Raw genomic sequence first — 22,592 nt, 5'->3', positions numbered from 1 at the left:
GCAAGTCATGGCAATTCCGGCACAGTTGCGGCGAGGCCTCCGTCTCCCGCTCATCGCCTCACCGATGTTCATCATTTCCAACCCGGATCTGGTGATCGCCCAGTGCAAGGCGGGCGTGATCGGCGCCTTCCCGGCGCTGAACGCGCGGCCGCAAAGCCTGCTCGACGAATGGCTCGACCGGATCACCACCGAACTGGCCGAGCATGACGCGAAGCATCCCGATCGCCCGGCCGCGCCCTTCGCGGTCAACCAGATCGTCCACAAGTCGAACGACCGGCTGGCGGCGGACGTGGAGAGCTGCGTGCGCCACAAGGTGCCGCTGATCATCACTTCGCTGGGTGCGCGGCCCGACGTGAACGATGCGATTCACGGCTATGGCGGATTGGTCTTCCACGATGTGATCAACCAGCGCTTCGCCCGCAAGGCGATCGAAAAGGGCGCCGACGGGCTGATCCTGGTTGCGGCGGGGGCGGGCGGCCATGCCGGGGTGGAATCGCCCTTTGCGCTGGTGCAGGAAACCCGCGCCTGGTTCGACGGACCGATCGCGCTGTCGGGTGCGATCGCCCATGGCCGGTCGATCCTGGCGGCGCAGGCGCTGGGCGCGGACTTCGGCTATGCCGGTTCGGCCTTCATCGCGACCGACGAGGCCAATGCGGCTGAGGCCTATAAACAGGCGGTGGTGGACAGCGGCGCCGCGGACATCGTCTATTCCAACCTCTTTACCGGGGTCCACGGCAACTATCTGCGCGCGTCGATCTCGGCGTCAGGGCTCGATCCTGACAATCTGCCGGTATCCGACCCTTCGGCGATGAACATGGGCGGCAGCGACGCCAAGGCCTGGCGCGACATCTGGGGCGCGGGTCAGGGCGTCGGCGCGGTCAAGGATATCGTTCCCGCCGCCGAACGGGTCGCGCAACTGGCGCGCCAATATGAAGACGCGCGGGCTGACCTGCTCAAACCCTGGTAGCCGCCCCGGCGTTCAAAGCTTGGGCAGCGTTACGCCCTGTTGGCCCATATATTTGCCGGCGCGGTCGGCATAGCTGGTCTCGCAGGGCTCGTTGCCCTGCAGGAACAGGAACTGGCACGCGCCCTCATTGGCGTAGATTTTCGCGGGCAGCGGCGTGGTGTTGGAGAATTCGAGCGTGACATGGCCCTCCCAGCCGGGCTCGAGCGGGGTCACGTTCACGATGATGCCGCAACGCGCATAGGTCGACTTGCCGAGGCATATGACCAGCACGTCGCGGGGCACGCGGAAATATTCGACCGTGCGGGCCAGCGCGAAGCTGTTCGGCGGGATCACGCAGACGTCGGTCTCGCGATCGACGAAGCTGTTCGGCGCGAAATTCTTGGGATCGACCGTCGCCGAATCGACGTTGGTGAAAATCTTGAACTCGGGCGAGACCCGCGCATCATAGCCATAGGAGGAGAGGCCATAGCTGATGCAGCCGTCGCGGCGCTGCGCCTCGACGAAGGGCTCGATCATCCCATGCTTCTGCGCCTGCTCGCGAATCCACTTGTCCGACATGATCGACATTGCGCGCTTATTCCCCTCTGACCTCAACCGCTCATCCTGAGGAGAGGCTGAGCTTGTCGAAGCCTTGTCTCGAAGGACGCGAGAATCCTTCGAGACGCCATTTCGACTTCGCTCAATGGCTCCTCAGGATGAGCGGGTAAAGAGGTTAGGATGATCCCGGAGTGATCCCGATTATCTGATGCCCAGATCGGCGGGCCCGAATGCATGTGGCAGCAATTCGGACGCCTGGAAATGGGCGAAGTCCTCTCCATCGGCCGAGCCGCAATAGATGTCGATATCGCGGCCCCCCAGCTGGACCGCCTCGTTGATGATCTGGCGGCAACGGCCGCAGGGCGTGACCAGCGCCGATCCTGCCAGCGAACCATCCTTGCCCAGCTTGCCGCCGATCACGCCGATCGCGACGATATCGCGGAAATGGCCCTGGCTGTTGGCGGTCGCCAGCGCCACCGTCTCGGCGCACAGCGATAGGCCGTAGCTGGCATTCTCGAAATTGGCGCCGGTGACGATCTGCCCGTCTTCCAGCAGCACCGCCGCGCCGACCCCGAAATGCGAATAGGGGGCATGGGCGTGGACGGCGGCATCGCGTGCGGCGTCGATCAGGACGCGGCCCGCCACTTCGCGCATGTCGACCGGCTCAGCCACGGATGTGCAGCACGCAGATCAGGGTGAACAGGCGGCGTGCGGTATCGAAATCCACGTCGATCTTGTTTTCCAGCCGCTCCTTGAGCAACTGCGCGGCGTCGTTGTGGATGCCGCGCCGGGCCATGTCGACGGTCTCGATCTGCTGCGCGGTCGAGGTGCGGATCGCCGCGAAATAGCTGTCGCAGATCGCGAAATAATCCTTGATCGGACGGCGGAAGCTGCCGAGCCCGAGGATCAGCGTTTCGAGCAACTCGCCGCTTTCGGCGTTGATGTCGATCGCCAGCCGCCCTTCCTCGACGCGCAGTTTGACGCGATAGGGGCCGGCATAATCTTCCGGATAAGCGCGCAGCGGCTTGAAATAATTGGCTTCGAGCAGGTCGAAGATCGCGACGCGCCGCTCCTGCTCGACATCGGCATTGCGCCAGATGATCGTCTTTTCGTCGAGATCGATGGCGATGATGCGCGGATCGGACATGGACGTTCCGCTCTTAGGGTTCAAACCCAGTCAGGGCAACGGGTGAGGTTGAGGCGCTTTGCGCCACTCTGCCGCCCGAAAAAAATGAAGCATGCAGAACTTATTCTGCATGCTTCCAGTTTGCCTCGGGGGGAGGAACTCAATCGGCGGCCACATGCACCGTGACATGGGCGCTCCAACCGGCCACGAGCGGCCGGTCGAGCTTGTCGTCGATCTGGATACGAACAGGCACGCGCTGGGTGACTTTCACCCAGTTGCCGGTCGCATTCTGCGGCGGCAGCAGCGAGAATTGGCCGCCGGTACCCGCGTTGATTCCGATCACATGGCCCTTCAGCGTGCGTCCCGGAAGCGCATCGACCTTGATCTCGGCGCGCTGGCCGATGCGGATCTTGTCGAGTTGCGTCTCCTTGAAATTGGCGTCGATCCAATAGCCATGGTCGCTGACGATATTGGCCAGCGGCAGCATCTGGATCGCCATCGTGCCGGGCTGGAGCTTCTCGGCCTGGCTGATCATCCCGTCGATCGGCGCGCGGATCTCGGTGCGTGCCAGATCGAGCCGTGCCTTGTCGCGCGCCGCCATCGCCGCCTCGACCTGCGGATGCCCGCCTGCTTTTGACGTGCCCAGCACCGCGCGCGCCGATTCGGCTTCGGAGGCGGCGGAGGCTTCCTGCGCCACCGCGGCGGCGAGGCCCGCCTTCGCTGCGTCATAGCTGGCGCGGGTGGTGAAGCCGCGTGCCAGCAACTCCTGCTGACGGCGGAAGGTGTCGCGCGCCAGGCCGACGTCCGAAACGCTCTTCTGCGTATCGGCCTGCTTCGCGTGATAGGTGCTCTGAAGCTGCGCGACTGTCAGCTGGGCGTTGCCGACGGCGGCCTCCGCCTCCATCAACGCAATCCGGTAGGGGGCGGGATCGACCCGGAACAGAAGATCGCCCTTCTTCACCGTCTGGTTTTCCACGGCGTAGACATCGACGACCCGGCCCGCGACCTCCGAGCTGATCTCGACGACATGGGCATTCACCTGGGCGTTGTCGGTGGAGACAGTCCGCCCGCCGGTCAGCCAGAAATAGAGACCGACCGCCAGCAACATGGCGGGAACCGAGAACATCAGCGCCAGCCGGCCGAGCTTGCGCTGCTCGGCCGCTGGAGTCTCGGCCATCGCCTCGGCGGTGATGCTGCTCATGTCGTTCATTGGCCGGCGCCCGCGGATATCTGTTCGGGCAGCTCGTCCCTGTCCCGCATGTTGTTGCGGACCTTGATCAGCAGATCCGTCAGCGTGGCGCGCTCTTCGATCGAGAGCGGCTCGAGGATGTTGTTTTCCATCTCATCGGCGATGTGGGTGAGTTCGTCGATCACGGGAGCGGCGCGTTCGGTAAGGTGAATCCGCCAGACGCGGCGATCAGCCGGATCGGCGCGCCGCTCGACGAGCCCTGCCTCGGCAAGCCGGTCGACCATGCGGCACAATGTGATCCGCTCGACATCGAGCAGGTCGGCCAGTTCGCTTTGCGTTGGACCGTCGACGCGCGCCAAGTTGAACAGGACGCGCCACTGCGCGCGCGTCGACCCGGCCGAGCGAGCGCGCGCATCGAACCAGTAGCGCGATCGCCGCGCTATGTCGTGCATCAGGAAAGGCACGCGCCGACTCGTATCTGTAGGCATGCTTACAATATGATCACTTGCAGTGAGTGTGGCAAGCGCGGAATATCCACAGATCGGTCCCCGCCTTCTTTTTCCTGCACCGCTTGCGGTTGGCGCATCCCGGGCGGATAATCGCGCTATGGTTGAACCGGTCCGAGCCTATCCTGCCCCTGCGGCGGAACCCCAGTCCCTGCCTCAGAATGTCGAGGCGGAGGCGGCGCTGCTCGGTGCGATGATGCTCGACAACCGGCTGGTCGAGGACATCCAGATCAAGCTGCGGCCCGAACATTTCTTCGAACCGCTGCACGGCCGTATCTACGACGCCATACTGCGGCTGATGGACCGCAACATGCTCGCGACGCCGGTGACGCTGCGCCCGCTGTTCGAGGGCGACGCGGGGATGCGAGAGCTGGGCGGGCCCGCTTATCTGGCGCAGCTGACCGGTAGCGGCGCGGCGCTGATCGGCGCGCGCGACTTCGCCAGCCAGATCTACGATCTCGCTTTGCTGCGCGCGCTGGTCGGCGTCGGCCGCGGCATGGTCGAAACCGCGCTCGACACGTCCGAGGAGGTCAATCCCAAGACCCAGATCGAGCAGGCCGAGGTCGCGCTGTACCGCGTCGCCGAGGAAGGCGGCGAGGAGGGCAGCGTCAAGAGCTTCGCCCAGGCGACCAAGATGGTCATCGAGACAGCGAGCGCGGCGCTCAACTCGGGCGGGCACGTCGCGGGTCTGACGACGGGGCTCGAACGGCTCAACGCCAAGATCGGCGGCCTCCATCCCTCGGACCTTATCATCCTCGCCGGGCGTCCCGGCATGGGCAAGACCTCGCTCGCCACCAACATCGCGTTCAACGTCGCGAACCGCTACGTCCGCGATCAGGAGGCGGGGATCGAGCGGTCGGTCGGCGCGCCGGTCGCCTTCTTCAGCCTCGAAATGTCGGCCGACCAGCTTGCGACCCGCGTCCTTGCCGAACAGGCGGAGATCAGCGGCGAGCAGTTGCGCATGGGCAAGATCAGCAATGCCGAGTTCACCTCCTTCGCGCGCGCTGCGCAGGAGCTGGAGAATCTGCCGCTCTACATCGACGACACGCCCGGCCTGACCATCGCCGCGCTGCGCACCCGCGCGCGGCGGCTCAAGCGGCAGAAGGGGATCGGTGCGATCATCGTCGACTATCTCCAGCTGCTCCAGGGATCCGGGCGCAGCACCGACGCCAACCGCGTCCAGGAAATCTCCGAGATCAGCCGCGGCCTCAAGCAGCTCGCCAAGGAGCTGAGCGTGCCGGTGATCGCGCTGTCGCAGCTCAGCCGTCAGGTCGAGCAGCGCGAGAACAAGAAGCCCGTCCTGTCCGACCTGCGCGAATCCGGCTCGATCGAGCAGGACGCGGACATGGTCTGGTTCGTCTATCGCGAGGAATATTACCTCAACCTGACGAGCCCCAAGGCGGCGTCGATCGAGGCGGGCGACACCGCGGTCGAGGTGACCGCGTTCGAGGACTGGAAGATCAAGATGGAGCGCGCCCACAACCGCGCCGACCTGATCATCGCCAAACAGCGCCATGGTTCGACCGGGACGATCCCGCTGAAGTTCGAGGCCAAGTTCACCAAATTCTCCGACCTCGCCGACGAATATTATGGCGGGCATGACGACTATGAATAAGCCGCGTGACAGCATCGCCGATTTGTGATGTGTTACGCCCCGATGACGCCGCAGAAAGCGGCGCGTCCGGGGGAGAGATGGTCATGCAGCGCGTGGACCAGGTGATGGACGGGATTCTCGTCAGCGCGATCATGGTCGCGCCCTTCTACATCCTCTACAAGATCGGCAGCTTCCTCCTCTATTGAGGATCAGAAGACCGGCTCCTCTCCCGGGCGGACGATCGGTTCGCCGTGGATGCCGCATTCGACCTTGTCCCAGCCGCGCCAGCGGCCCGCGCGCGGATCCTCGCCCGGCTTGACGACGCTGGTGCACGGCGCGCAGCCGATCGACAGATAGCCCTGCGCCTCGAGCGGATGCCGCGGCAGGTCGCGGCTCTCGAACCAGGCGTCGAGATCGGCCTTGGTCCAGTCGGCGAGCGGGTTGAACTTGATGCGGTCGCCGTCGAGCTCGAAGCGCGGGATACCGGTGCGGGTCGAGGCCTGGAAGCCCTTGCGGCCGGTGATCGACGCGTCGAAGCCCTTCATCGCGGCGGCGAGCGGGATCACCTTGCGGATCTCGCAGCAGCCGTCGGGATCATAGGACCAGCGCAGCCCGGTCGCGTCCTTCGCGTCGATCACCGCCGGATCGGGGGTGATGTTGCGCAGATCGGTCAGCCCCAGCCGCTCGGCGAGCAGGTCGCGATAGCCGAGCGTCTCGGGGAACATCTTGCCGGTTTCGAGGAACAGCACCGGGGTCGACGGATCGGCGCGCGCGACCAGATCGAGCAGCACCGCGGACTCGGCGCCGAAGGACGAGACCACCGCGACCTCGCCGAGCAGCTTCTCGGCCAGCACGGTGCGGATCACATCCTCGGTCCCGACGCCTTCGAAGCGCGCGTTGAGGCGCGCGACATCCGCCGCGGTGAAGCGGGGCGCGGTGTCGATCCGGTCGATGCGGCGCGCGGTCTCAGCCATGCCGGCGAGCCCAGACCGGCGCGCGGCCGTCGACGGTCTTCTGATAGACATTGGCGTAGAGCCCGGCGAGCTTGCCGAGCGTGTCGCGATCGATCTCCGCCTCGGTCAGGATCGCGTCGAAGCCGCAGCGGCGCAGCGGCACGATCTGATCGACGAGGATGTCGCCCGCCGCGCGCAGCTCACCGGCATAGCCCGCCTCGCGCAGGATGCTGCCGATCGAGAAGCCGCGCCCGTCGCGGAACTTGGGGAAGCTGACCTCGATCAGCGAGAGCCGGTCGAGATAGGGGATCAGCGCGCGCGGATCGTCGGTCGGCTCGAGCCGCACCGCGGTCGCGTTCGATTGTTTGAGGAAGCCGTCGAGCGTCACCGCGGGCTCCTCATGCGCCTCGTCGTCGCGGAACCGGACCAGATCACCCATGGAATGCGCTCCAGACTGCCGTTTCGTCATTCCCGCGAAAGCGGGAATCCATGGTTGCGGAGGACAAGAGGCTCGACGTGCCGCCGTCCGTGGATCCCCGCTTTCGCGAGGATGACGCAGAGAGGGGCGACGAAGAAGAAGCGGGATCCCGGATCAAGTCCGGGATGACAAAGAAGGGCGACTCACCCATAGATCGCCTCCTTGAACGGCGCGTCGCCGATGCGGCGATAGGTGTCGAGGAAGCGTTCCCCGTCGCTACGCTGCGCGGTGTAGACATTCACCGCCTTCTCGATCGCGTCGACGACGCCGTCCTCGGAAAAGCCGGGGCCGATGATCTTGGCGAGGCTGGCGTCCTCCGCCCCCGATCCGCCGAAGGAGAGTTGGTAATTCTCCTCGCCCTTACGGTCGACGCCGAGGATGCCGATATGCCCGGCATGGTGATGGCCGCAGGCGTTGATGCAGCCCGAGATCTTGATCTTCAGCTCGCCCAAGTCGCGCTGCCGCGCCGGATCGCCGAAACGGGTCGCGATCTTCTGCGCGAGCGGGATCGAGCGGGCGTTGGCGAGGCTGCAATAATCGAGACCGGGGCAGGCGATGATGTCGCCGACCAGATCGAGATTGGCCGAGGCGAGGCCGGCGGCGTCGAGCTTCTGCCAGATCGCGTAGAGATCGGCCTTCTTCACATGCGGCAGCACGACATTCTGGGCATGGGTGATGCGCAGTTCGTCGAAGCTGTAGGCTTCGGCGAGGTCGGCCATCAGGTCGATCTGGTCCGAGGAGGCGTCGCCGGGGATGCCCTCGACCGGCTTCAGGCTGATATTGACGATCGCATAGCCGGGCGCCTTGTGCGCGGCGACCTGCTGATCGACCCACGCCCAGAATTCGGGGGGGGCGAAATCGGGATCGCTGCGGTTGATTTCGTCGGACAGGCCGGTCTCGAACGGCGGGGGCGCGAAGCCCGCGGCGATCCGATCGACCTCGGCCTGCGGCGCGTCGAGGCCCAGCGTGCGGGTGTGGAGGAATTCCTCCTCGACCTGGCGGCGATATTCGTCGGCGCCGAGTTCGTGGACGAGGATCTTGATCCGCGCCTTGTACATATTGTCGCGGCGGCCGAAGCGGTTGTAGACGCGCAGGCAGGCCTCGAGATAGCTGATCAGCTCCGCCTTGGGCAGGAAGTCGCGGATCACCGGCGCGATCATCGGGGTGCGGCCCATGCCGCCGCCGACATAGACGCGGAAGCCGACCTCACCCGCATCGTTGCGGACGATCTGAAGCCCGATGTCGTGGAGCTGGATCGCCGAGCGGTCCTCTTCCGTGCCGATCACCGCGATCTTGAACTTGCGCGGCAGGAAGATGAACTCGGGGTGGAAGGTGCTCCACTGGCGCAGCAGCTCGGCCCAGGGGCGCGGATCCTCGATCTCGTCGGCCGCGGCGCCGGCATATTGATCCGACGAGATGTTGCGGATGCAATTGCCGCTCGTCTGGATGGCGTGCATCTCGACCGTCGCGAGCTTTTCCAGGATATCGGGCGCGTCGGCGAGCTTGATCCAGTTATACTGGAGGTTCTGCCGCGTGGTGAAGTGCCCGTAATCCTTGTCATAGGTGCGGGCGATATGCGCGAGCATGTGCATCTGCTTGCCCGACAGCGTGCCATAGGGGATGGCGACGCGCAGCATATAGGCGTGGAGCTGCAGATAGAGGCCGTTCATCAGCCGCAGCGGCTTGAACTGGTCCTCCGACAATTCGCCGGCGAGGCGGCGGCGGGTCTGATCGCGGAATTCCTCGACGCGCGCGTCGACGATCGCCTGGTCATATTGGTCGTAGCGGTACATGTCAGATCACCCATTCGCCGATCGCGGGATCGGCGGGTTTGAGGCCCAGGTCGACGCGCACGGTGGGGCCCACCGCGCGGATGCGGTCCTTGATATGGGCGGGGCGGGGGCCCGCTTCGGTCATTTCGGCCTGGATGACATAGGGGCTGTTGACGCGGCGCGCGGCTTCCTCGCGCGCGGCGATCGCCTCGCCCTGATGATCGACGTCGACGGCATGCTCGACATGGCGCGACCAGCCCTCGCCGGTCCACCAGATGACGTCGCCGGTCACCAGATCATTCCCCGTCAATATCTTCACGCTTCGTCTTCCATATTATCCGCCGTCACAGGCGTCTGGCGTTCGGCCTGCGCCGCGAAGGCGGCGAGGCGGTCGTCCGCATCGGACAGCAGCACGACCTCACCCACCACGATGATCGCGGGGCTGACCACCTTCTCGCGCACGATCATGTCGCCAAGATCGGCGAGCAGGGTGCGCATCGCGCGCGACCCGTCGAGCGTGCCGCGTTCGAGCACCGCGACCGGCATGTCGGGGGCGACCCCGTCCGCCATCAGCTTGTCGGCGATCGCCGAGGAGCAGGTGACGCCCATATAGATGACCAGCGTGCGGCCCTGACCCGCGAGGCCGGCCCAGTTCTGTTCGTTCAGGCCCTTGCAGGTGCCCGCGACGAAGCTGACCGCGCTCGACCAGTCACGATGGGTTAGCGGCAGCATCGCCTCCGCCGCGCAGCCGAGCGCCGAGGAGACGCCGGGTATGACCTCGACCGGCAGGCCCGCCGCGCGCACCGCCTCGACCTCCTCGCCGCCGCGCCCGAAGACGAACGGATCGCCGCCCTTGAGCCGGACGACGACCGATCCCGCCTTCACATGGGCGATGATCAGCGCGTTGATCGCTTCCTGGGGCAGGGTGTGGCGGTCGCGCTGCTTGGCGACCGAGATGCGCTGCGCGCTCGCAGGCGCATGGTCGAGCACGCGCATGTCGATCAGCCCGTCATGTACGACGACATCGGCAACGCGCAGCGCCTCGACCGCGCGCACGGTCAACAGGCCGGGGTCGCCGGGACCGGCGCCGACCAGGATGACGCGCCCGCGCGCTTCGGGATCAAGCAGGGATGTCATGGATGCCACATGGCGACCGGCGCCGCTTTGCGCAAATCAAGGAAGTTTGGGGGCAGACCAAGTTTTCTTTGCCCGTTGGGGGCCTGTCGCCAATTGGCCCAGGCCGGCCTGCAAATGGCGTGTTTCTGCGCTTCCGGTGCTCACGTACATTTGAGTACGCTGCGCGCCGGTTCTCGAACCCCACCATTTTCGGCTCGCCCTGAGCCAATTGACGACAGGCCTGCGTCGATCGTGGGGCGGGACGAATGCCACGCGGTGACAGGGCGTTCTCCAGTTGCGATCCATTCGCGGAAATTTCGGGTGCATGGGGTTGATGTGCCATTTTTTTGTTTTTTCTTTTTTGGACGGTCGGGCCCGCGGGAATAGACGGCACGTCCCGAACAGCATCGGGCATCGCCGCCTCGGCGAACCGGGCGATGGCGGAGGGGTTCATCGCTCGCACATAGCGGACGATCGCCCCGACCCGGACGGAGTGCCAGCCATGCTTCCAAGCATTGCGATTGCCGCGCGGCGCGCCGCTTCCCTTGCCGCCATGCATGCGGCAACGGCCATTGCCTTTGACGGCGGGCGACCGGCAGGGCTGACCGGATCGGGTGCGCGCGCCGCAGCGTGGGGCGGCGGCGAGGATGTCGGGCTGTGTGGCTTTGGTGACAGGGTGGGGCATATTCGGCCTGCGGTTGGCGAAGGGGGCCGGGATGCTGGAATTTGGAACCCTACATTGGCGATTACGTATTTGACAAACCCAACGGAACACGCTAGGAACAGGGGTATAAGGAGCCTACCGAATGTCCGTTCTCTCTCAGCCCCGTTTCCACGATGAGGCCGCCGCCTTCGAATATCTCGAAGCGATGATCTGGGCCGATGGAATTGTCTGCCCGCACTGCGGCGTTGTCGGTGGCCGGGTGTACAAGCTGGAAGGCGTCCGCTCGAAGCCCAGCAAGAAGAACCCCGAGGGCATCGTCCGCCACGGCCTCAAGAAATGTGGCGAGTGCCGTAAGCAGTTCACCGCCAAGGTCGGCACCGTGTTTGAGGACGCCAAGCTCCCCCTCCACAAGATGCTCCAGGCCGTTCACCTCATGATGTCGAGCAAGAAGGGCATCAGCGCCCACCAGCTTAGCCGCATCCTCGAAGTGCAGTACAATTCGGCTTGGTTTCTCGCCCACCGCATCCGTGAAGCCCTGCGCTCCGGCGAGCTTGCTGTCCCGTTCGGTTCGGGTGGTGGTGCGGTCGAGGTGGACGAAACCTACATCGGCGTTCTCAAGGGTCAGCCCATCCGCCAGAGCGGCGCGCACAAGATGAAGGTCATCAGCCTTGTTGATCGCGCCAGCGGCCAGATCCGGTCGTTCAACTTCGATCAGATGATCAGCACCTATGTTGAGCCCATCGTGAAAGCCAACATTGCCAAGGAAGCCCGTTTGATCACCGATCAGGCCCGCCTCTACAAGATGCTCGGCAAGGATTTCGCCAGCCACGAAACGGTAAATCACTCCATCGGCGAATATGGCCGGGGCGATGTCTACACGAACACCGTCGAAGGCTCGTTCTCCATCTTCAAGCGCGGCATGAAGGGCGTCTATCAGCATTGCGGCGAGCAGCATCTGCACCGCTACCTTGCCGAGTTCGACTTCCGGTACTGCAACCGCGCCAAGCTCGGCATTGATGACAAGGCCCGCGCTGACAATGCGATCAAGGGCATCGTTGGCAAGCGCCTGACCTATCAAACAGCTTACCGCTAAACCTGAACCGAAGATCGGGCACCAATATGAGATGTCGTTCGTTTTGATCGATTCACAAGCGAATCCATCCATGATACGACGACATCGAAGCAGGTGGATAACCAAAGGCCGAAGGAGATTCCGGCAACAGTGAATGCGCCTGTCCGCCCCAGCGATTTGTGGCGCTCTCGCCTATTCATTCCGAATTACAAGATTCGGGAAGTGGCTCGTTATGCTCGGATTACGCCGCAGACGGTTGCAAGCTGGCACAAGCCGCTAACCAGCAACCGTAAGGGTACGCTCAGTTCGAAGGATAAGGGCGACGCCCTTTCCTACCTACAACTGATCGAGGTAGCCGTCGTTTCGACTTTTCGTAAAGCGGGTGTGAGCTTGCAAAAAATCCGGGCGGCCCGAGAGTATGTAAGCAAGCAGCTTGAGGCCGAATTCCCATTCGCCGAACATCGGTTCAAGACGGACGGTCGTGACCTTTGGATGGATTACGCCCAATTCGAAGCAGATGCGGGTGACAAAAAATTGCTTGTCGCATCCCGCGCGGGGCAGTTGGCTTGGTCCGACATTATAGGGCGCTTACAAGAGTTTGAATACGAAGATGATGGCCTAGCCGTTCGGTGGCATGTCGCTGGAATGGACAGTGAGATCATGATTGACCCTCGCGTTCAGTTCGGCGCGCCAGCGATCGAGGGCGTCGCGACTTGGATTTTCAAGGGGCGTTGGGAGGCAGGGGAAGAGCTTGACGACATCTCGGATGATTTCGGGGTGTCGAATTCGGCGGTGCTGGCCGCTCTCCGCTTCGAAGGCGTCGATTTGGAGGGCGGGAGGAACCTGCGGGACTAACTCTGTATTTTGATCGGTGCTTTGGGAAGAAATTCCCGAAAGCCCTCATTACGTTGAAGTGCCCTTTCGAAGTGCGCTCTCACGATGGTGAGGGATTCCCTGATAAAATGCCCGATGACGAATGGCTGCATATTGTCGGAGAGAAGGGCTGGGTCGTTTGTAGCCATGACGCGAAGTGGCAGAACGAGGCATTGGCCAGGAAGGCTATTGAGCAGCACAAGATCGGCTGTTTCTATCTCCACGGCGCGAGTTCCATCGGCTTTTTCAAGATGAAGAGCCTTGCCCATAACTATGATAAGATCAAAAAGGTTTGCGACACCGAGAAGCGACCCTTTATCTATCGAGTGACCGCCGGGAACCGACTCAAGAAGGTGCTGTGATGACGGAAAAGCAATCCCAACTCGACAAGTTCAAGGAAGCCGCGCGCGACCTTGATTGCGACGACGACGAGGCGCGCTTTGACGAGAGGGTCAAGAAGCTGGTGGAGAAGAAGCCGGAGCCGGGGCAGCCGGGGAAGCCGGAGTGACCTCCAGTTAGATTAGATCTTGCACGTCACGGAAAGGCTTAACGTAAGCTTCCGCTTCATTTTTTGCGTGATCAAGATGGCCTTCTATAAGATAAGGAAGCACTTGCTCGATTAGCTGCGATGAAAATCGCAGTTCTGCTTTGGCGTCGCCAATATTGGGCATCTGCGGGATTCCGAATTGCTTGCTCGCTGTCATGAGAACTGCTCTCATTTTTGCCAGTTCCGCACCTACCGCTCTATCGTTGTTCATTGAGAGGGCGTTATCTGCAGTCATTTTTACGTTTTGGAGCCCTTGCAAGGCGCGGTGTTGCTCATTTTGTTTCGGGGGAGGCGCAAGAAAAGGTCCATATTCGGCTACTGCGGGCTCCGCTTCAGGTCGAAAAAACCGCCAGATCGCGAGGACAACGTAGATCGAGATAAGGGCAAGCGGTACGTAGCTCCACCAGTTCGCCGTCAGCCAAGAGGGCATTCCCGTCCACAAGTCTGCGTTAGCTGCCTTGATTGCCATGATCAGCGCGCCAAACCACAGGCCAAATGTAGCGAACCAGTCGCGCATCGATTTAGGCCACATTCTACATCCCTCGCTTGCGGTGCCTTCATAGCGCCACACACCCGCAACGAGAAGATGGTTTGTGAAATACGTAATCGCCCCTACATTGCAAGAACAAATGAGGTACATAGAATGGTGAAGCCAGGATGGTTCGCGTCTGCCTCTGGGCCGGTTGCGAAAAAGCGGCTTTCGGCATGTGTGTCGCGAAAGCGGACAGATCGCGCCGACCGAAGCATCGACTACGACTGAGCTATCAGCAGCCTAGCTACCTAGCAATTTACCAAATATGGGATGGATTGAACCTCACGCAATCCGTCTAGTGGATAGCAGCAGTTCCAAGCCCCGGTTTGACTTGATGAACTTTACTTCAATTATACAGGCACTATCCGTTGGCTAACTGCGTCGGCTAAACCCGAAGGGATCAGGCAGGCTGAAGAGCCTTAAGTACTTCATCGTACGTCGTCGAACACGCTTCAGCGTTCCCCGGCATTTTGAACCAAGCTTCAAAGAGCACGAAAAACAGCTGGTCTCGAGAAAGACCTAAACCCTTTGCTGTTTCTTCATACCAGTCATGATGGTCCTTTCCTTCGAGCGCCGCAGAAATCGTCTCCAAATTGGGATAATCCTTTCTGGCTGGGCAATCTGGATCGGACACAATCGCGCGAAAAGCGCGCTCCATCGGTAAGTCGCCAGGGAGGAAGGCGCTATGAGGCAAAAGCTCCTTTGGCACGCTAGACCTGACGTCGCCATCGAACATGCCAATAAACAAGATTGGACCTTCAACGGACATCAAAGGTCGCAAGGAGCCTATCACATCGCCGTCACCATTTTTCTGTTCGATATGAATCTGACGAGACAGAAGGGGATCGAGATGCTCTAAAATTGCGCGACATGTTAGGCGGCCTATGGAGTCTTCAACGAACATAACAGCCTTTATAGGCAGTTCGATCCCAAGCTGTTGCAATAAAACGGGGGGCGGGCTGTCGGCCACAAGGGCTAAACCGCCCTGACCTCGAGATAGAAAAAGTACACAATTCCTAGGTAAGGGATATATAAACGCGGCAGCGTGCGAGCTAACAATGCAAACAATGCCGTTATCGACAATGCTCCTAACAAGAGACTTCGCTAAGGCAGTTTGACAATTATAAGAGAGATAAGCCTCCGGCTCTTCTATCAGGATGATTGAGTTAGATTCAGCGCGCCGTACACTCCACCATACATACAAAGCGGCCATTTCTCCTGCACCCATCGTCCGACTGTCGTAGGTATCGTTCCCGTAAGCAACCTCGAAGAATGGAACGACGGTATCTAGCTCAACTTCGTAGGCAACTACTCGCCTATAATCCCTGTTAAGGATGAAACTTATTTCAGCAAGCTCGGCGTCACCTAGTTCACGAGGACTGACGCCGTTTACAATCTCCTCAGAACTTTGAAAGTCACAGAAGGCCGCTTGATAGGTAGCAACGAATGCAGCACTATCGATGTGCTGTACAGTAACGCTACTAGAGCTTTCTCGGATGATATCATCTTCGCTAAAACGAGCTTCGGCGACCTCGTTATTTTCTGCAACACTTATATCTATTGTGATAGAGCCGGTAGTAAGCTTCTTACTCGATGCTATGATTGAAGCGGCACCGCTCGGGTCGAGCCCTGCCCAAATCGCCCTGAGTATGGTAGTTTTTCCTACTCCGTTGGCTCCTGCCAAGACTGTTAAAGGTGATTGGATCGGCAGTTCCAATTCACCTATGCTTGCAGTGCCCTTCAAAGCAATGCGATGGATTTTCGTTGTCCAGCGACCTTGCTTGTTTTTAAGTCGTCGCAGCCAATCTGCTGCCTTGGCGTCTCTCACAGTGAGTGACTCCAGGTGTCAATATCGATGACTTCGCCAAGTGCGTCTTCGAAGTTGAGTTCCTCATCAGAACTGAGTAAATTTTCAACATTTTTTATGATGGATAAATCTATGCTCTCGGGTACCTCGCCATTACATAAAAAATGGTAAAGATAGCAAAGAACAAAATCGCGATAGACTACAGAGCTGACGTCAGTAACTCTTAAACTCGCGCGATCCGTGAAAACCTCAACGGCTTCACTAACGAAGCTCGCGCCGTAACGGCCGCGTGAAGCTTCTATAAATCGGGCTATGACCGAGAGGTCAATATTCTCAGCGTGATCGTGGAACCGGCTGAAAAATAAGAGCCACGATAGCAAGCTAGCCTTATTATAGCGGAACGGCTCGGCGTGCTCACGCGCATTTGAGAAAAAAATGACCGCTCCTTCGGCTCTACTCTGTACTTGATTGCTGAATGGTTCTTGCGATCTAAACCGCTCAGAAATACGGCCCTCTGTGCTTTTTGCGCCAAAGTTGCCAGCTTCGAGGAAGAAAAGAAGTCGCGCTAAAACGTCATCATACGCGAGTCGTAAATTCGAAAATCCGAGCGTCTCCCTGTCGTTGCCGTATTCAACAAATTTATTGACCAACGATTTGAGCTGCTGTCTAGCTGGCCCAAAAAGGGCGTTTCGCTGCTCCCCTGCAGTGAGCATAGTCGGTTGATTCAGGCGGTAAAATAGCTCATTTGGTTCTTCGGGTGAGTAATCTGTGATCCTAAAACAGCGCAACGGGTATTGGTCAACAACGCGCCGGGTAACGTCGTCTAACTGCCGATAGAATCTTCCGTGCAGAGCCTCTACTCGGTCGTCGGCAGGCGTGATGCGACCGTCTATCGAGAAGCGATTATTTACGAAGTCACGTAGCGCGGCCAAACGCTGCTGACCGTCTAAAACTTCAAGTCGCTTGTCACTGGTTTCCACCAAATGAACTGGCGGAATTGACCATCCTCGCAACACCGTATCAATCAAGCGCTTCTGCTTTTTGGTGGCCCAAACCTCCTGACGCTGAAAATCTGGCTGAAGGTCGATGTCACCGCGGTCAATACGGTCAACGATGGTCCGGATATCCGGCTCAGTGGGTGTCAGCTTCATGCGGCGGTTCCTGATGTGCGATGCATGTTCTGGCCTAACCTGCTTCGTCACGCAACGTTGACAAAACGTCGCCTGTTTCGGTCACCTTGAAGATGATCGGCGGGTTAGAAAAAGCATTCCTGGCACGGTTAAGCTTAGCGGCTAACTTCCGCTGCGCCTATCGATGGCGGATTATAACAAGCGTGACGCTTCGGCGGTGCGGCCGCTATTCGGGCGCAATGCCGATCAGCAGCTTCGCTCAGGTTGAACGGGTGATTCCATCGGGAGCGGATGTTTACCGGAACCGATATGAACGGCGAGGGCTGGTCGTAGCGCGCCTATTCCTTGCCAAGTTGGGCGTCGGTATTATCGGTGGCCTGTCGAGTGTCGGCGCGCAGCTGCGCCAGCCACGTCAGTTCCCTTCTGAATCCACCACGAATGTCACCGGCTTCCCGCGCGTCATCGGTTCCCATCCCGCCGACAAGGCTGCGCGCACGCAGCGCGAGATCGTCGCGTCGTCGAGTTGGAGGCGGCCGCGGGGCAAGCCTTTCAACAGCCGCTTGGGGGGCGGGAATTCCACCAGCGCCTCGCGTCTGGCATCGCGTTGCATCAGCGAAATCGTCATGCCCTTCCAGCCCTCGTCATCGGACAGATGCGGCTCTCGTTGAAGGCGCCAGTCGTAGATCAGGCCATCGACCTGGATGGCGCCGCCAGTGCTTTGAGACTTTGACATATCCGCCGCTCTAGGGTCCAAACCCCATCAGGGCAACGATCGTGATGGGTCTGACAAGGGGGCTGGCAAAGCGGTTTGCGCAGCCGATCCGGCGGCGGCATGCGCCGGAAGACATATCGGCCGCTGGACGATATGAGCGGCAGCATGGCTCGGCTGCTCCTGTTCAACAAACCCTTCGGGGTCTTGTCGCAATTCACCGATCGCGGATCGCCGACGGTCCGGTCGACATTGTCGGACTTCATCGACGTGAAGGGCGTCTATCCCGCCGGGAGGCTCGACCGGGATAGCGAGGGCCTGCTGCTGTTATGCGATGACGGGCGGTTGCAGGCGCGCATTGCCGATCCGCGCTTCAAGCTGCCCAAGACTTATCTGGTGCAGGTCGAAGGCGATCCGCAGGCGCCGGAGCTGGAGCGCCTGCGGCGGGGCGTCCGGCTGAAGGATGCCATGACCCTGCCGGCCGAGGTCGCGCATATCGACGCGCCGGAGCTGTGGGAGCGCGATCCGCCGATACGCGAGCGCAAGTCCATTCCCGACAGCTGGCTGAAAATCACCATCCGCGAAGGGCGCAACCGGCAGGTGCGCCGGATGACGGCGGCGGTCGGCCTGCCCACGCTGCGGCTGGTGCGCTGGTCGATCGGCGACTGGACTGTCGCCGGGATCGCGCCGGGCCAGTATGAGGAGGTCTCCAGCCCGGGCAGGATCAGCGGCGGCGTCTAAAGGCACATCGACAGGGTTTTGGATTTTCCATGAATTATCGCCATTCCTTCCATGCCGGCAACAGCGCCGATGTCGTGAAGCACAGCCTGCTGATCGCCCTTGTTCGGGCCTTGCAGCAAAAAGAGGGCGCGTTGACCCTGATCGACACCCATGCCGGTTGCGGGCTGTATGACCTTGGCGGCGAGCAGGCCCAGCGCACCGGCGAGGCCGCGCAGGGCGTGGTGCGGGCCTTTGCCGACGCGAACCCCTTGCTGGACGACTATCGCGCCGCCGTGCGGGCGGTGAATGCCGGGGCGGAGCCGCGCCTCTACCCCGGCTCGCCACAGTTCCTGGCGCAGCTGTTGCGCCCGCAGGATGTGCTGATCCTCAATGAAAAGCATCCCGAGGACGCCCGTGCGCTGCGCGGCGCGATGCGCGGTACGCCTGCCGCCGTGCATGAGCGCGATGCCTATGAGCTTTGGCTGGCGATGCTGCCGACCCGCACCGGGCGCGGCGTGGTGCTGGTCGATCCGCCCTATGAGCAGACCGACGAGCGCGCCCGCATCACCGCCACCCTCGCCGCGGCGCACCGCAAATGGGCGCATGGCGTGACGGTGATCTGGTATCCGCTGAAAGACCGCGCGACGCATCAACGGTGGAAGCAGGCGTTGCGCAAGCTCGGCATCCCGAAATTCCTGTCGGTGGAGCATTGGCTCTATGATGCCGATCAGCCCGGCATCTATAACGGAGCGGGCCTGTTCATCGTCAATCCGCCCTATGCCTTCACGCAGGCGCTGCCGCCGCTGCTGGAAGCCCTTCGCGGCGCGCTGGCGCCGGAAGGGCATAGGGGCGAGACCATAGCGGATTGGCTGGACAACTGAAGACGAGGCTGGACGTATCGGCATTCAGTCCACACCGGCCTGCAAATGGCGCTTTCCCGCGCTTCCGGTGCTCGCGTACATCTGAGTACGCTGCGCTCCGGGTCACGAAAAATCACCATTTTCGGCTCGGTCTGAACTGAATGCCGATACGCCTTAGCGCCAAATTTCAGCGAATAAGGCGACCGGAACAGTTCGGTACGATAGGCGAAGCGGCGACTAGGACTTTTTCGGCCGGCCCGGTCCCGCCTGCTTGGCCGGAGCGTCGTCGGCCTTTGGGCCGGCGATGGAGAGCTTCCGCTTCCCGGACATCTCCGGCGCGCCGTCAGCGGCGGGCGAAGCCGCAGTGCCGTTTGCCTTGGCGCCGTCGGCCTTCGCCGCGCGGGGCTTGCGGCCTGGGGCCTTGGCGGCCGCGGCCGGCTTCAGCTTCGGCTTGGCGGCGGCGGATGCCGCACGGGGCTTGCGACCGGGCTTGGCCGGGCTGGCGGGCGCTTCAGCCGTGGCGGGCGTAGCGTTGGTCGCCGCAGCCTTTGCCTGCGCGCCTTTCGTCGGCGAACGTCCGAGCCCGAGCTTCTGGGCGACGGCGCGGCGGCGTTCGGAATAGGCAGGGGCCACCAACGGATAGTCGGCAGGCAATTTGTAGCGCTCGCGATATTCGGCGGGAGTCATGCCGTGGGTTGCGAGGTGGCGCTTCAAAGTCTTGTACGGCTTACCATCGATCAGGCTGATGATATGATCGCGCGACGCAAGACTTTTACGGATGCCGACCGCCGGTACATGCACCGGTACTTCGGGTTCGGGCGGCGCGGGACTGTTGATCTGGGTCAGCGCGGCATGGGTGGACTGGATCAGACTCGAAAGCTGCTCGCTCGGAACGCTGTTGCTGGCGAAATAGGCGCTCAGCAGGTCGACGGTAAGTGTCGTGAGGTCGGTCGCGTCGATGTCAGCCATATAGACTCCAGATGTTCGACCACATGATGTGGCGATGAAGGCAAGGACATGCTGCCTATTCTCACGCTCTATAGGGCGGTTTTTCTATTTCGGGAAGTTCCAACGACTAGAGCGGATCGACATCCGGCCAATAGCGGCCTGCCAATAGCGGTTTCGCGTGCCTCCGGTGATCAGGTAGATTGAGCCGGCCGCGCCTTGGGGCACGAAAAACCGCTATTTCCTGCCTTTGCCGAAACGAAGCTCTGGCATTGCGCAGGCGGACCGGCCCGGCCTGGGCCAGAATGCCGGTCCGCTGTAATTCCGCTGCCGCGGCGCGTGCGTCAGGCGGGCGGCGGGGCGGCGGCGTCGAGGTCGACCTTCAGTTCGCGGTCCCAGACGCGCAGGGGGGCGCAGGCCTTCAGGAAGGTCTTCGCATCGCCCTTCTCGGCGAGGGGGATGAAGCCTTCGTCCATGTCCTCGGGCGCAATGCCGGCCTTTTCGAACAGCGCCTTCGCCGGATCGGTATAGGCGATGAACTTGCAATGGGCGAAGGCGTCGGAGACGAAATCCTTTGCGGTCTTGTCGCGCGCGAGCAGCGCGGCGCCGGCTTCGGACAGGACGATCGCGACGGCGTCGTACAGCACCGACGGGCCGCCATCGACCTTCTGATGCGCCACGCGCAGGGCGCCGTCGGACAGTGTCGCGCCGGTGATGTGCGGGGCGATGATCTCGTAGACGCCCTTCTCCGCACCGACCGCGGCGATCAGCGCGTCGACGATCGCGGCGTCGGCGCCGTCGCTGACGAGGATGCCGAGCTTGCGGCCCTCGAACCGCTGCGGCCCGTTCTTGGCGATCGACAGCGCGTCGGACGGCGGCAGATCGGTCAGCGGGGCGATGGCGGGATCATGCGCCTTGGGGAGCCTGGGCAGGCCCAGCCCGGCCGCCACCGTCTGGGCGAGATCGGGATGGATGTTGAGCAGGTGGGCGACCATCCGCTCGCGGATCTCGGGCCGCTGGCACTTGCTGAGTTCGAAGACCAGCGCGTCGCCGATATGCTTCTGTTCGATCGGCGTCTGGCTGACGAAGAACTGCCGCGCCTGGCTGTAATGATCGGCGAAGCTTTCGGGGCGCAGCTGGACCTTGGGGCCGCCCTCGGCCGCCGCGAAATGGCGGTAGCCCGTCTTCGGATCCTCGCGCGGGCCAGCGTCCCAGCTGTTCGGTTCGTAATTCACCCGGCCGCGCGGATTGCGCATCGCCATATGGCCGTCCTGCTGATGATTGTGGATCGGGCAGCGCGGCGCGTTGATCGGGATATGAGTGAAATTGGGCGAGCCCAGCCGCTTCAGTTGGGTATCGAGATAGGAGAAGTTGCGGCCCTGGAGCAGCGGATCGTTGGAGAAGCCGATGCCGGGGACGACATTCTGCGTGCAGAAGGCGACCTGTTCGGTTTCCGCGAAGAAATTGTCGACCAGGCCGTCGAGCACGAAGCTGCCGATGATCTCGACCGGCACCTGTTCCTCCGGGATGATCTTGGTGGGGTCGAGGATGTCGAACTCGAACTGTTCAGCGAAGGCTTCGTCGAACAGCTGCACGCCGAAATCCCATTCGGGCGGAGCCCCGGCCTCGATCGCGTCCCACAGGTCACGGCGGTGGAAATCGGGGTCGGCGCCGTTGATCTTGACGGCCTCGTTCCACATCACCGATTGCAGGCCGAGCCGCGGCTTGAAGTGGAATTTGACGAAGGTGGATTCGCCCTTCGCGTTGATCAGCCGGAAGCTGTGGACGCCGAACCCCTCCATGAAGCGGAAGGAGCGGGGGATCGCGCGGTCCGACATCGTCCACATGACCATGTGCATGCTTTCGGGCGTCAGGCTGATGAAGTCCCAGAAATTGTCGTGCGCGGTCTGCGCCTGGGGGAATTCGCGGTCGGGCGCGGGCTTGGCGGCATGGATCAGATCGGGAAATTTGATCGCATCCTGAATGAAGAACACCGGGATATTGTTGCCGACGATGTCCCAATTGCCTTCGGGCGTGTAGAATTTGGCGGCGAACCCGCGCACGTCGCGCGCGAGATCGGACGAGCCCTTGTTTCCCGCGACGGTGGAAAAGCGCACGAACATCGGGGTTTCCGCCCCGACATCGCTCAGCACGCGCGCGGTGGTGTATTTCGCCAGCGACTTGGCCAGGGTGAAGCGGCCATGGACGCCATAGCCGCGCGCGTGGACGACCCGCTCGGGAATGCGCTCATGATCGAAATGGAAGATCTTTTCCCGGAAGTGGAAATCCTCGAGCAGCGCGGGGCCGCGATCGCCGACGCGCAGCGTGTTCTGGTCGTCCGCGACGACGACGCCCTGCTGGGTGGTCAGGGGCGGCTGGTCATCGCCCGATGCCGTCTGATGCGTCTCGCCGCCCTGGCCCGGGTTGCGTTTCGTGTAGATGCTGTCGGCCATGTCGCCCTCCTCGGTGTGGAGCAGGAACGGCCCAGCCGCGGC

Annotated in this window: 25 protein-coding genes; 8 read left to right on the top strand and 17 right to left on the bottom strand. The window is 62.0% G+C overall.

What is annotated here, in order from left to right; translation table 11 throughout:
- The first annotated feature begins 7 nt into the window (after positions 1 to 7).
- Positions 8 to 967, top strand: a complete 960-nt coding sequence (locus ASE00_RS16050; RefSeq protein WP_056382135.1) for an NAD(P)H-dependent flavin oxidoreductase — start codon at positions 8 to 10, stop codon at positions 965 to 967.
- 12 nt (positions 968 to 979) lie between these two features.
- On the opposite strand, the gene dcd is transcribed toward ASE00_RS16050, so the two are convergent.
- From dcd to ASE00_RS16025, 5 genes are all read right to left on the bottom strand, one after another.
- The gene (gene dcd, locus ASE00_RS16045; RefSeq protein WP_056382134.1) at positions 980 to 1,534 is read right to left on the bottom strand and encodes a dCTP deaminase; all 555 of its coding nucleotides are present in this window, start codon (positions 1,532 to 1,534) and stop codon (positions 980 to 982) included.
- 171 nt (positions 1,535 to 1,705) lie between these two features.
- The gene (locus tag ASE00_RS16040; RefSeq protein WP_056382623.1) at positions 1,706 to 2,158 is read right to left on the bottom strand and encodes a cytidine deaminase; all 453 of its coding nucleotides are present in this window, start codon (positions 2,156 to 2,158) and stop codon (positions 1,706 to 1,708) included.
- Between the two features lie 10 nt (positions 2,159 to 2,168).
- Complete coding sequence (locus ASE00_RS16035) at positions 2,169 to 2,651, bottom strand: UPF0262 family protein (RefSeq protein ID WP_056382133.1); 483 nt, start codon at positions 2,649 to 2,651, stop codon at positions 2,169 to 2,171.
- Positions 2,652 to 2,790: 139 nt separating this feature from the next.
- Positions 2,791 to 3,831 carry an HlyD family secretion protein gene (locus tag ASE00_RS16030; RefSeq protein WP_235538710.1) on the bottom strand — a complete coding sequence of 347 codons (1,041 nt, stop codon included), beginning with the start codon at positions 3,829 to 3,831 and terminating at the stop codon, positions 2,791 to 2,793.
- Positions 3,832 to 3,836: 5 nt separating this feature from the next.
- Positions 3,837 to 4,271: a MarR family winged helix-turn-helix transcriptional regulator gene (locus ASE00_RS16025; RefSeq protein ID WP_082594755.1), complete on the bottom strand. Its 435-nt coding sequence runs from the start codon at positions 4,269 to 4,271 to the stop codon at positions 3,837 to 3,839.
- A 154-nt stretch (positions 4,272 to 4,425) separates the two neighbouring features.
- On the opposite strand from ASE00_RS16025, the gene ASE00_RS16020 reads away from it, so the two are divergent.
- The gene (locus tag ASE00_RS16020) at positions 4,426 to 5,940 is read left to right on the top strand and encodes a replicative DNA helicase (RefSeq protein WP_056382125.1); all 1,515 of its coding nucleotides are present in this window, start codon (positions 4,426 to 4,428) and stop codon (positions 5,938 to 5,940) included.
- A gap of 188 nt (positions 5,941 to 6,128) precedes the next feature.
- On the opposite strand, the gene ASE00_RS16015 is transcribed toward ASE00_RS16020, so the two are convergent.
- From ASE00_RS16015 to ASE00_RS24500, 6 genes are all read right to left on the bottom strand, one after another.
- Positions 6,129 to 6,893 carry a phosphoadenylyl-sulfate reductase gene (locus ASE00_RS16015; protein WP_056382124.1) on the bottom strand — a complete coding sequence of 255 codons (765 nt, stop codon included), beginning with the start codon at positions 6,891 to 6,893 and terminating at the stop codon, positions 6,129 to 6,131.
- A complete protein-coding gene (locus ASE00_RS16010; RefSeq protein WP_056382123.1) occupies positions 6,886 to 7,311 on the bottom strand; it encodes a DUF934 domain-containing protein in 426 nt (141 codons plus the stop codon). Before ASE00_RS16010 ends, ASE00_RS16015 begins: the two co-directional genes overlap by 8 nt.
- A 182-nt stretch (positions 7,312 to 7,493) precedes the next feature.
- A complete protein-coding gene (locus ASE00_RS16005) occupies positions 7,494 to 9,143 on the bottom strand; it encodes a nitrite/sulfite reductase (RefSeq protein WP_056382122.1) in 1,650 nt (549 codons plus the stop codon).
- Between the two features lies 1 nt (position 9,144).
- Positions 9,145 to 9,441, bottom strand: coding sequence for a DUF2849 domain-containing protein (locus ASE00_RS16000; RefSeq protein ID WP_056382121.1), 297 nt, complete (start codon positions 9,439 to 9,441; stop codon positions 9,145 to 9,147).
- Positions 9,438 to 10,259: a uroporphyrinogen-III C-methyltransferase gene (gene cobA, locus ASE00_RS15995; RefSeq protein ID WP_056382119.1), complete on the bottom strand. Its 822-nt coding sequence runs from the start codon at positions 10,257 to 10,259 to the stop codon at positions 9,438 to 9,440. Before cobA ends, ASE00_RS16000 begins: the two co-directional genes overlap by 4 nt.
- On the bottom strand, positions 10,243 to 10,923 hold the full coding sequence (locus ASE00_RS24500) for an HGGxSTG domain-containing protein (protein WP_414819862.1): 681 nt from the start codon (positions 10,921 to 10,923) through the stop codon (positions 10,243 to 10,245). The genes cobA and ASE00_RS24500 overlap by 17 nt, the downstream gene beginning before the upstream one ends.
- Positions 10,924 to 11,044: 121 nt before the next feature.
- Here ASE00_RS24500 and ASE00_RS15990 point away from each other — a divergent pair, with 121 nt between their 5' ends.
- The 4 genes from ASE00_RS15990 (at position 11,045) to ASE00_RS23885 (ending at position 13,355) form a co-directional block, all read left to right on the top strand.
- A complete protein-coding gene (locus ASE00_RS15990) occupies positions 11,045 to 11,995 on the top strand; it encodes an IS1595 family transposase (RefSeq protein ID WP_056382117.1) in 951 nt (316 codons plus the stop codon).
- A 129-nt stretch (positions 11,996 to 12,124) separates the two neighbouring features.
- Entirely contained in the window at positions 12,125 to 12,829 is a 705-nt protein-coding gene (locus tag ASE00_RS15985) for a hypothetical protein (RefSeq protein ID WP_156405466.1), read from the top strand.
- A gap of 2 nt (positions 12,830 to 12,831) precedes the next feature.
- A complete protein-coding gene (locus ASE00_RS15980) occupies positions 12,832 to 13,209 on the top strand; it encodes a hypothetical protein (RefSeq protein ID WP_162256488.1) in 378 nt (125 codons plus the stop codon).
- Positions 13,209 to 13,355 carry a hypothetical protein gene (locus ASE00_RS23885; RefSeq protein ID WP_200957960.1) on the top strand — a complete coding sequence of 49 codons (147 nt, stop codon included), beginning with the start codon at positions 13,209 to 13,211 and terminating at the stop codon, positions 13,353 to 13,355. The genes ASE00_RS15980 and ASE00_RS23885 overlap by 1 nt, the downstream gene beginning before the upstream one ends.
- A 7-nt stretch (positions 13,356 to 13,362) precedes the next feature.
- On the opposite strand, the gene ASE00_RS15975 is transcribed toward ASE00_RS23885, so the two are convergent.
- The 4 genes from ASE00_RS15975 to ASE00_RS15960 all read right to left on the bottom strand — a co-directional run bounded on the left by ASE00_RS15975 (position 13,363) and on the right by ASE00_RS15960 (position 17,596).
- A complete protein-coding gene (locus ASE00_RS15975) occupies positions 13,363 to 13,911 on the bottom strand; it encodes a hypothetical protein (protein ID WP_056382110.1) in 549 nt (182 codons plus the stop codon).
- Positions 13,912 to 14,326: 415 nt separating this feature from the next.
- Positions 14,327 to 15,754 (bottom strand): ATP-dependent nuclease, encoded by a 1,428-nt coding sequence (locus ASE00_RS23075; RefSeq protein ID WP_162256472.1) that lies wholly within the window; start codon positions 15,752 to 15,754, stop codon positions 14,327 to 14,329.
- Positions 15,751 to 16,884, bottom strand: coding sequence for a DUF262 domain-containing protein (locus tag ASE00_RS15965; RefSeq protein WP_056382106.1), 1,134 nt, complete (start codon positions 16,882 to 16,884; stop codon positions 15,751 to 15,753). Before ASE00_RS15965 ends, ASE00_RS23075 begins: the two co-directional genes overlap by 4 nt.
- A 391-nt stretch (positions 16,885 to 17,275) precedes the next feature.
- Entirely contained in the window at positions 17,276 to 17,596 is a 321-nt protein-coding gene (locus ASE00_RS15960) for a hypothetical protein (RefSeq protein WP_056382104.1), read from the bottom strand.
- A gap of 144 nt (positions 17,597 to 17,740) precedes the next feature.
- On the opposite strand from ASE00_RS15960, the gene ASE00_RS15955 reads away from it, so the two are divergent.
- Both ASE00_RS15955 and ASE00_RS15950 read left to right on the top strand, forming a co-directional pair.
- Entirely contained in the window at positions 17,741 to 18,313 is a 573-nt protein-coding gene (locus tag ASE00_RS15955) for a pseudouridine synthase (RefSeq protein ID WP_056382621.1), read from the top strand.
- Positions 18,314 to 18,342: 29 nt separating this feature from the next.
- A complete protein-coding gene (locus ASE00_RS15950; RefSeq protein ID WP_056382102.1) occupies positions 18,343 to 19,173 on the top strand; it encodes a 23S rRNA (adenine(2030)-N(6))-methyltransferase RlmJ in 831 nt (276 codons plus the stop codon).
- A 216-nt stretch (positions 19,174 to 19,389) separates the two neighbouring features.
- On the opposite strand, the gene ASE00_RS24260 is transcribed toward ASE00_RS15950, so the two are convergent.
- Together ASE00_RS24260 and ASE00_RS15940 are read right to left on the bottom strand one after the other, a co-directional pair.
- The gene (locus tag ASE00_RS24260) at positions 19,390 to 20,121 is read right to left on the bottom strand and encodes a MucR family transcriptional regulator (RefSeq protein ID WP_082594751.1); all 732 of its coding nucleotides are present in this window, start codon (positions 20,119 to 20,121) and stop codon (positions 19,390 to 19,392) included.
- Positions 20,122 to 20,441: 320 nt separating this feature from the next.
- On the bottom strand, positions 20,442 to 22,550 hold the full coding sequence (locus ASE00_RS15940) for a catalase (protein ID WP_056382099.1): 2,109 nt from the start codon (positions 22,548 to 22,550) through the stop codon (positions 20,442 to 20,444).
- Positions 22,551 to 22,592 lie beyond the last annotated feature (42 nt).

Source organism: Sphingomonas sp. Root710 (genome assembly GCF_001429065.1).
Taxonomy (GTDB): domain Bacteria; phylum Pseudomonadota; class Alphaproteobacteria; order Sphingomonadales; family Sphingomonadaceae; genus Rhizorhabdus.
This window is presented reverse-complemented; position numbering and strand designations above follow the sequence as displayed.

Coding starts and splice junctions, on each gene's coding strand:
- ASE00_RS16025 (WP_082594755.1), bottom strand. CDS start 4,271: ATGCACGACATAGCGCGGCGATCGCGCTACTGGTTCGATGCGCGCGCT.
- ASE00_RS16010 (WP_056382123.1), bottom strand. CDS start 7,311: ATGGGTGATCTGGTCCGGTTCCGCGACGACGAGGCGCATGAGGAGCCC.
- ASE00_RS15965 (WP_056382106.1), bottom strand. CDS start 16,884: ATGAAGCTGACACCCACTGAGCCGGATATCCGGACCATCGTTGACCGT.
- ASE00_RS24260 (WP_082594751.1), bottom strand. CDS start 20,121: ATGGCTGACATCGACGCGACCGACCTCACGACACTTACCGTCGACCTG.
- ASE00_RS15955 (WP_056382621.1), top strand. CDS start 17,741: ATGGCTCGGCTGCTCCTGTTCAACAAACCCTTCGGGGTCTTGTCGCAA.
- ASE00_RS15975 (WP_056382110.1), bottom strand. CDS start 13,911: ATGCGCGACTGGTTCGCTACATTTGGCCTGTGGTTTGGCGCGCTGATC.
- ASE00_RS24500 (WP_414819862.1), bottom strand. CDS start 10,923: ATGCCCCACCCTGTCACCAAAGCCACACAGCCCGACATCCTCGCCGCC.
- ASE00_RS23885 (WP_200957960.1), top strand. CDS start 13,209: ATGACGGAAAAGCAATCCCAACTCGACAAGTTCAAGGAAGCCGCGCGC.
- ASE00_RS16015 (WP_056382124.1), bottom strand. CDS start 6,893: ATGGCTGAGACCGCGCGCCGCATCGACCGGATCGACACCGCGCCCCGC.
- ASE00_RS16040 (WP_056382623.1), bottom strand. CDS start 2,158: ATGCGCGAAGTGGCGGGCCGCGTCCTGATCGACGCCGCACGCGATGCC.
- ASE00_RS16035 (WP_056382133.1), bottom strand. CDS start 2,651: ATGTCCGATCCGCGCATCATCGCCATCGATCTCGACGAAAAGACGATC.
- ASE00_RS15950 (WP_056382102.1), top strand. CDS start 18,343: ATGAATTATCGCCATTCCTTCCATGCCGGCAACAGCGCCGATGTCGTG.
- dcd (WP_056382134.1), bottom strand. CDS start 1,534: ATGTCGATCATGTCGGACAAGTGGATTCGCGAGCAGGCGCAGAAGCAT.
- ASE00_RS15940 (WP_056382099.1), bottom strand. CDS start 22,550: ATGGCCGACAGCATCTACACGAAACGCAACCCGGGCCAGGGCGGCGAG.
- cobA (WP_056382119.1), bottom strand. CDS start 10,259: ATGACATCCCTGCTTGATCCCGAAGCGCGCGGGCGCGTCATCCTGGTC.
- ASE00_RS16030 (WP_235538710.1), bottom strand. CDS start 3,831: ATGAGCAGCATCACCGCCGAGGCGATGGCCGAGACTCCAGCGGCCGAG.
- ASE00_RS16005 (WP_056382122.1), bottom strand. CDS start 9,143: ATGTACCGCTACGACCAATATGACCAGGCGATCGTCGACGCGCGCGTC.
- ASE00_RS15960 (WP_056382104.1), bottom strand. CDS start 17,596: ATGTCAAAGTCTCAAAGCACTGGCGGCGCCATCCAGGTCGATGGCCTG.
- ASE00_RS16020 (WP_056382125.1), top strand. CDS start 4,426: ATGGTTGAACCGGTCCGAGCCTATCCTGCCCCTGCGGCGGAACCCCAG.
- ASE00_RS16050 (WP_056382135.1), top strand. CDS start 8: ATGGCAATTCCGGCACAGTTGCGGCGAGGCCTCCGTCTCCCGCTCATC.
- ASE00_RS15990 (WP_056382117.1), top strand. CDS start 11,045: ATGTCCGTTCTCTCTCAGCCCCGTTTCCACGATGAGGCCGCCGCCTTC.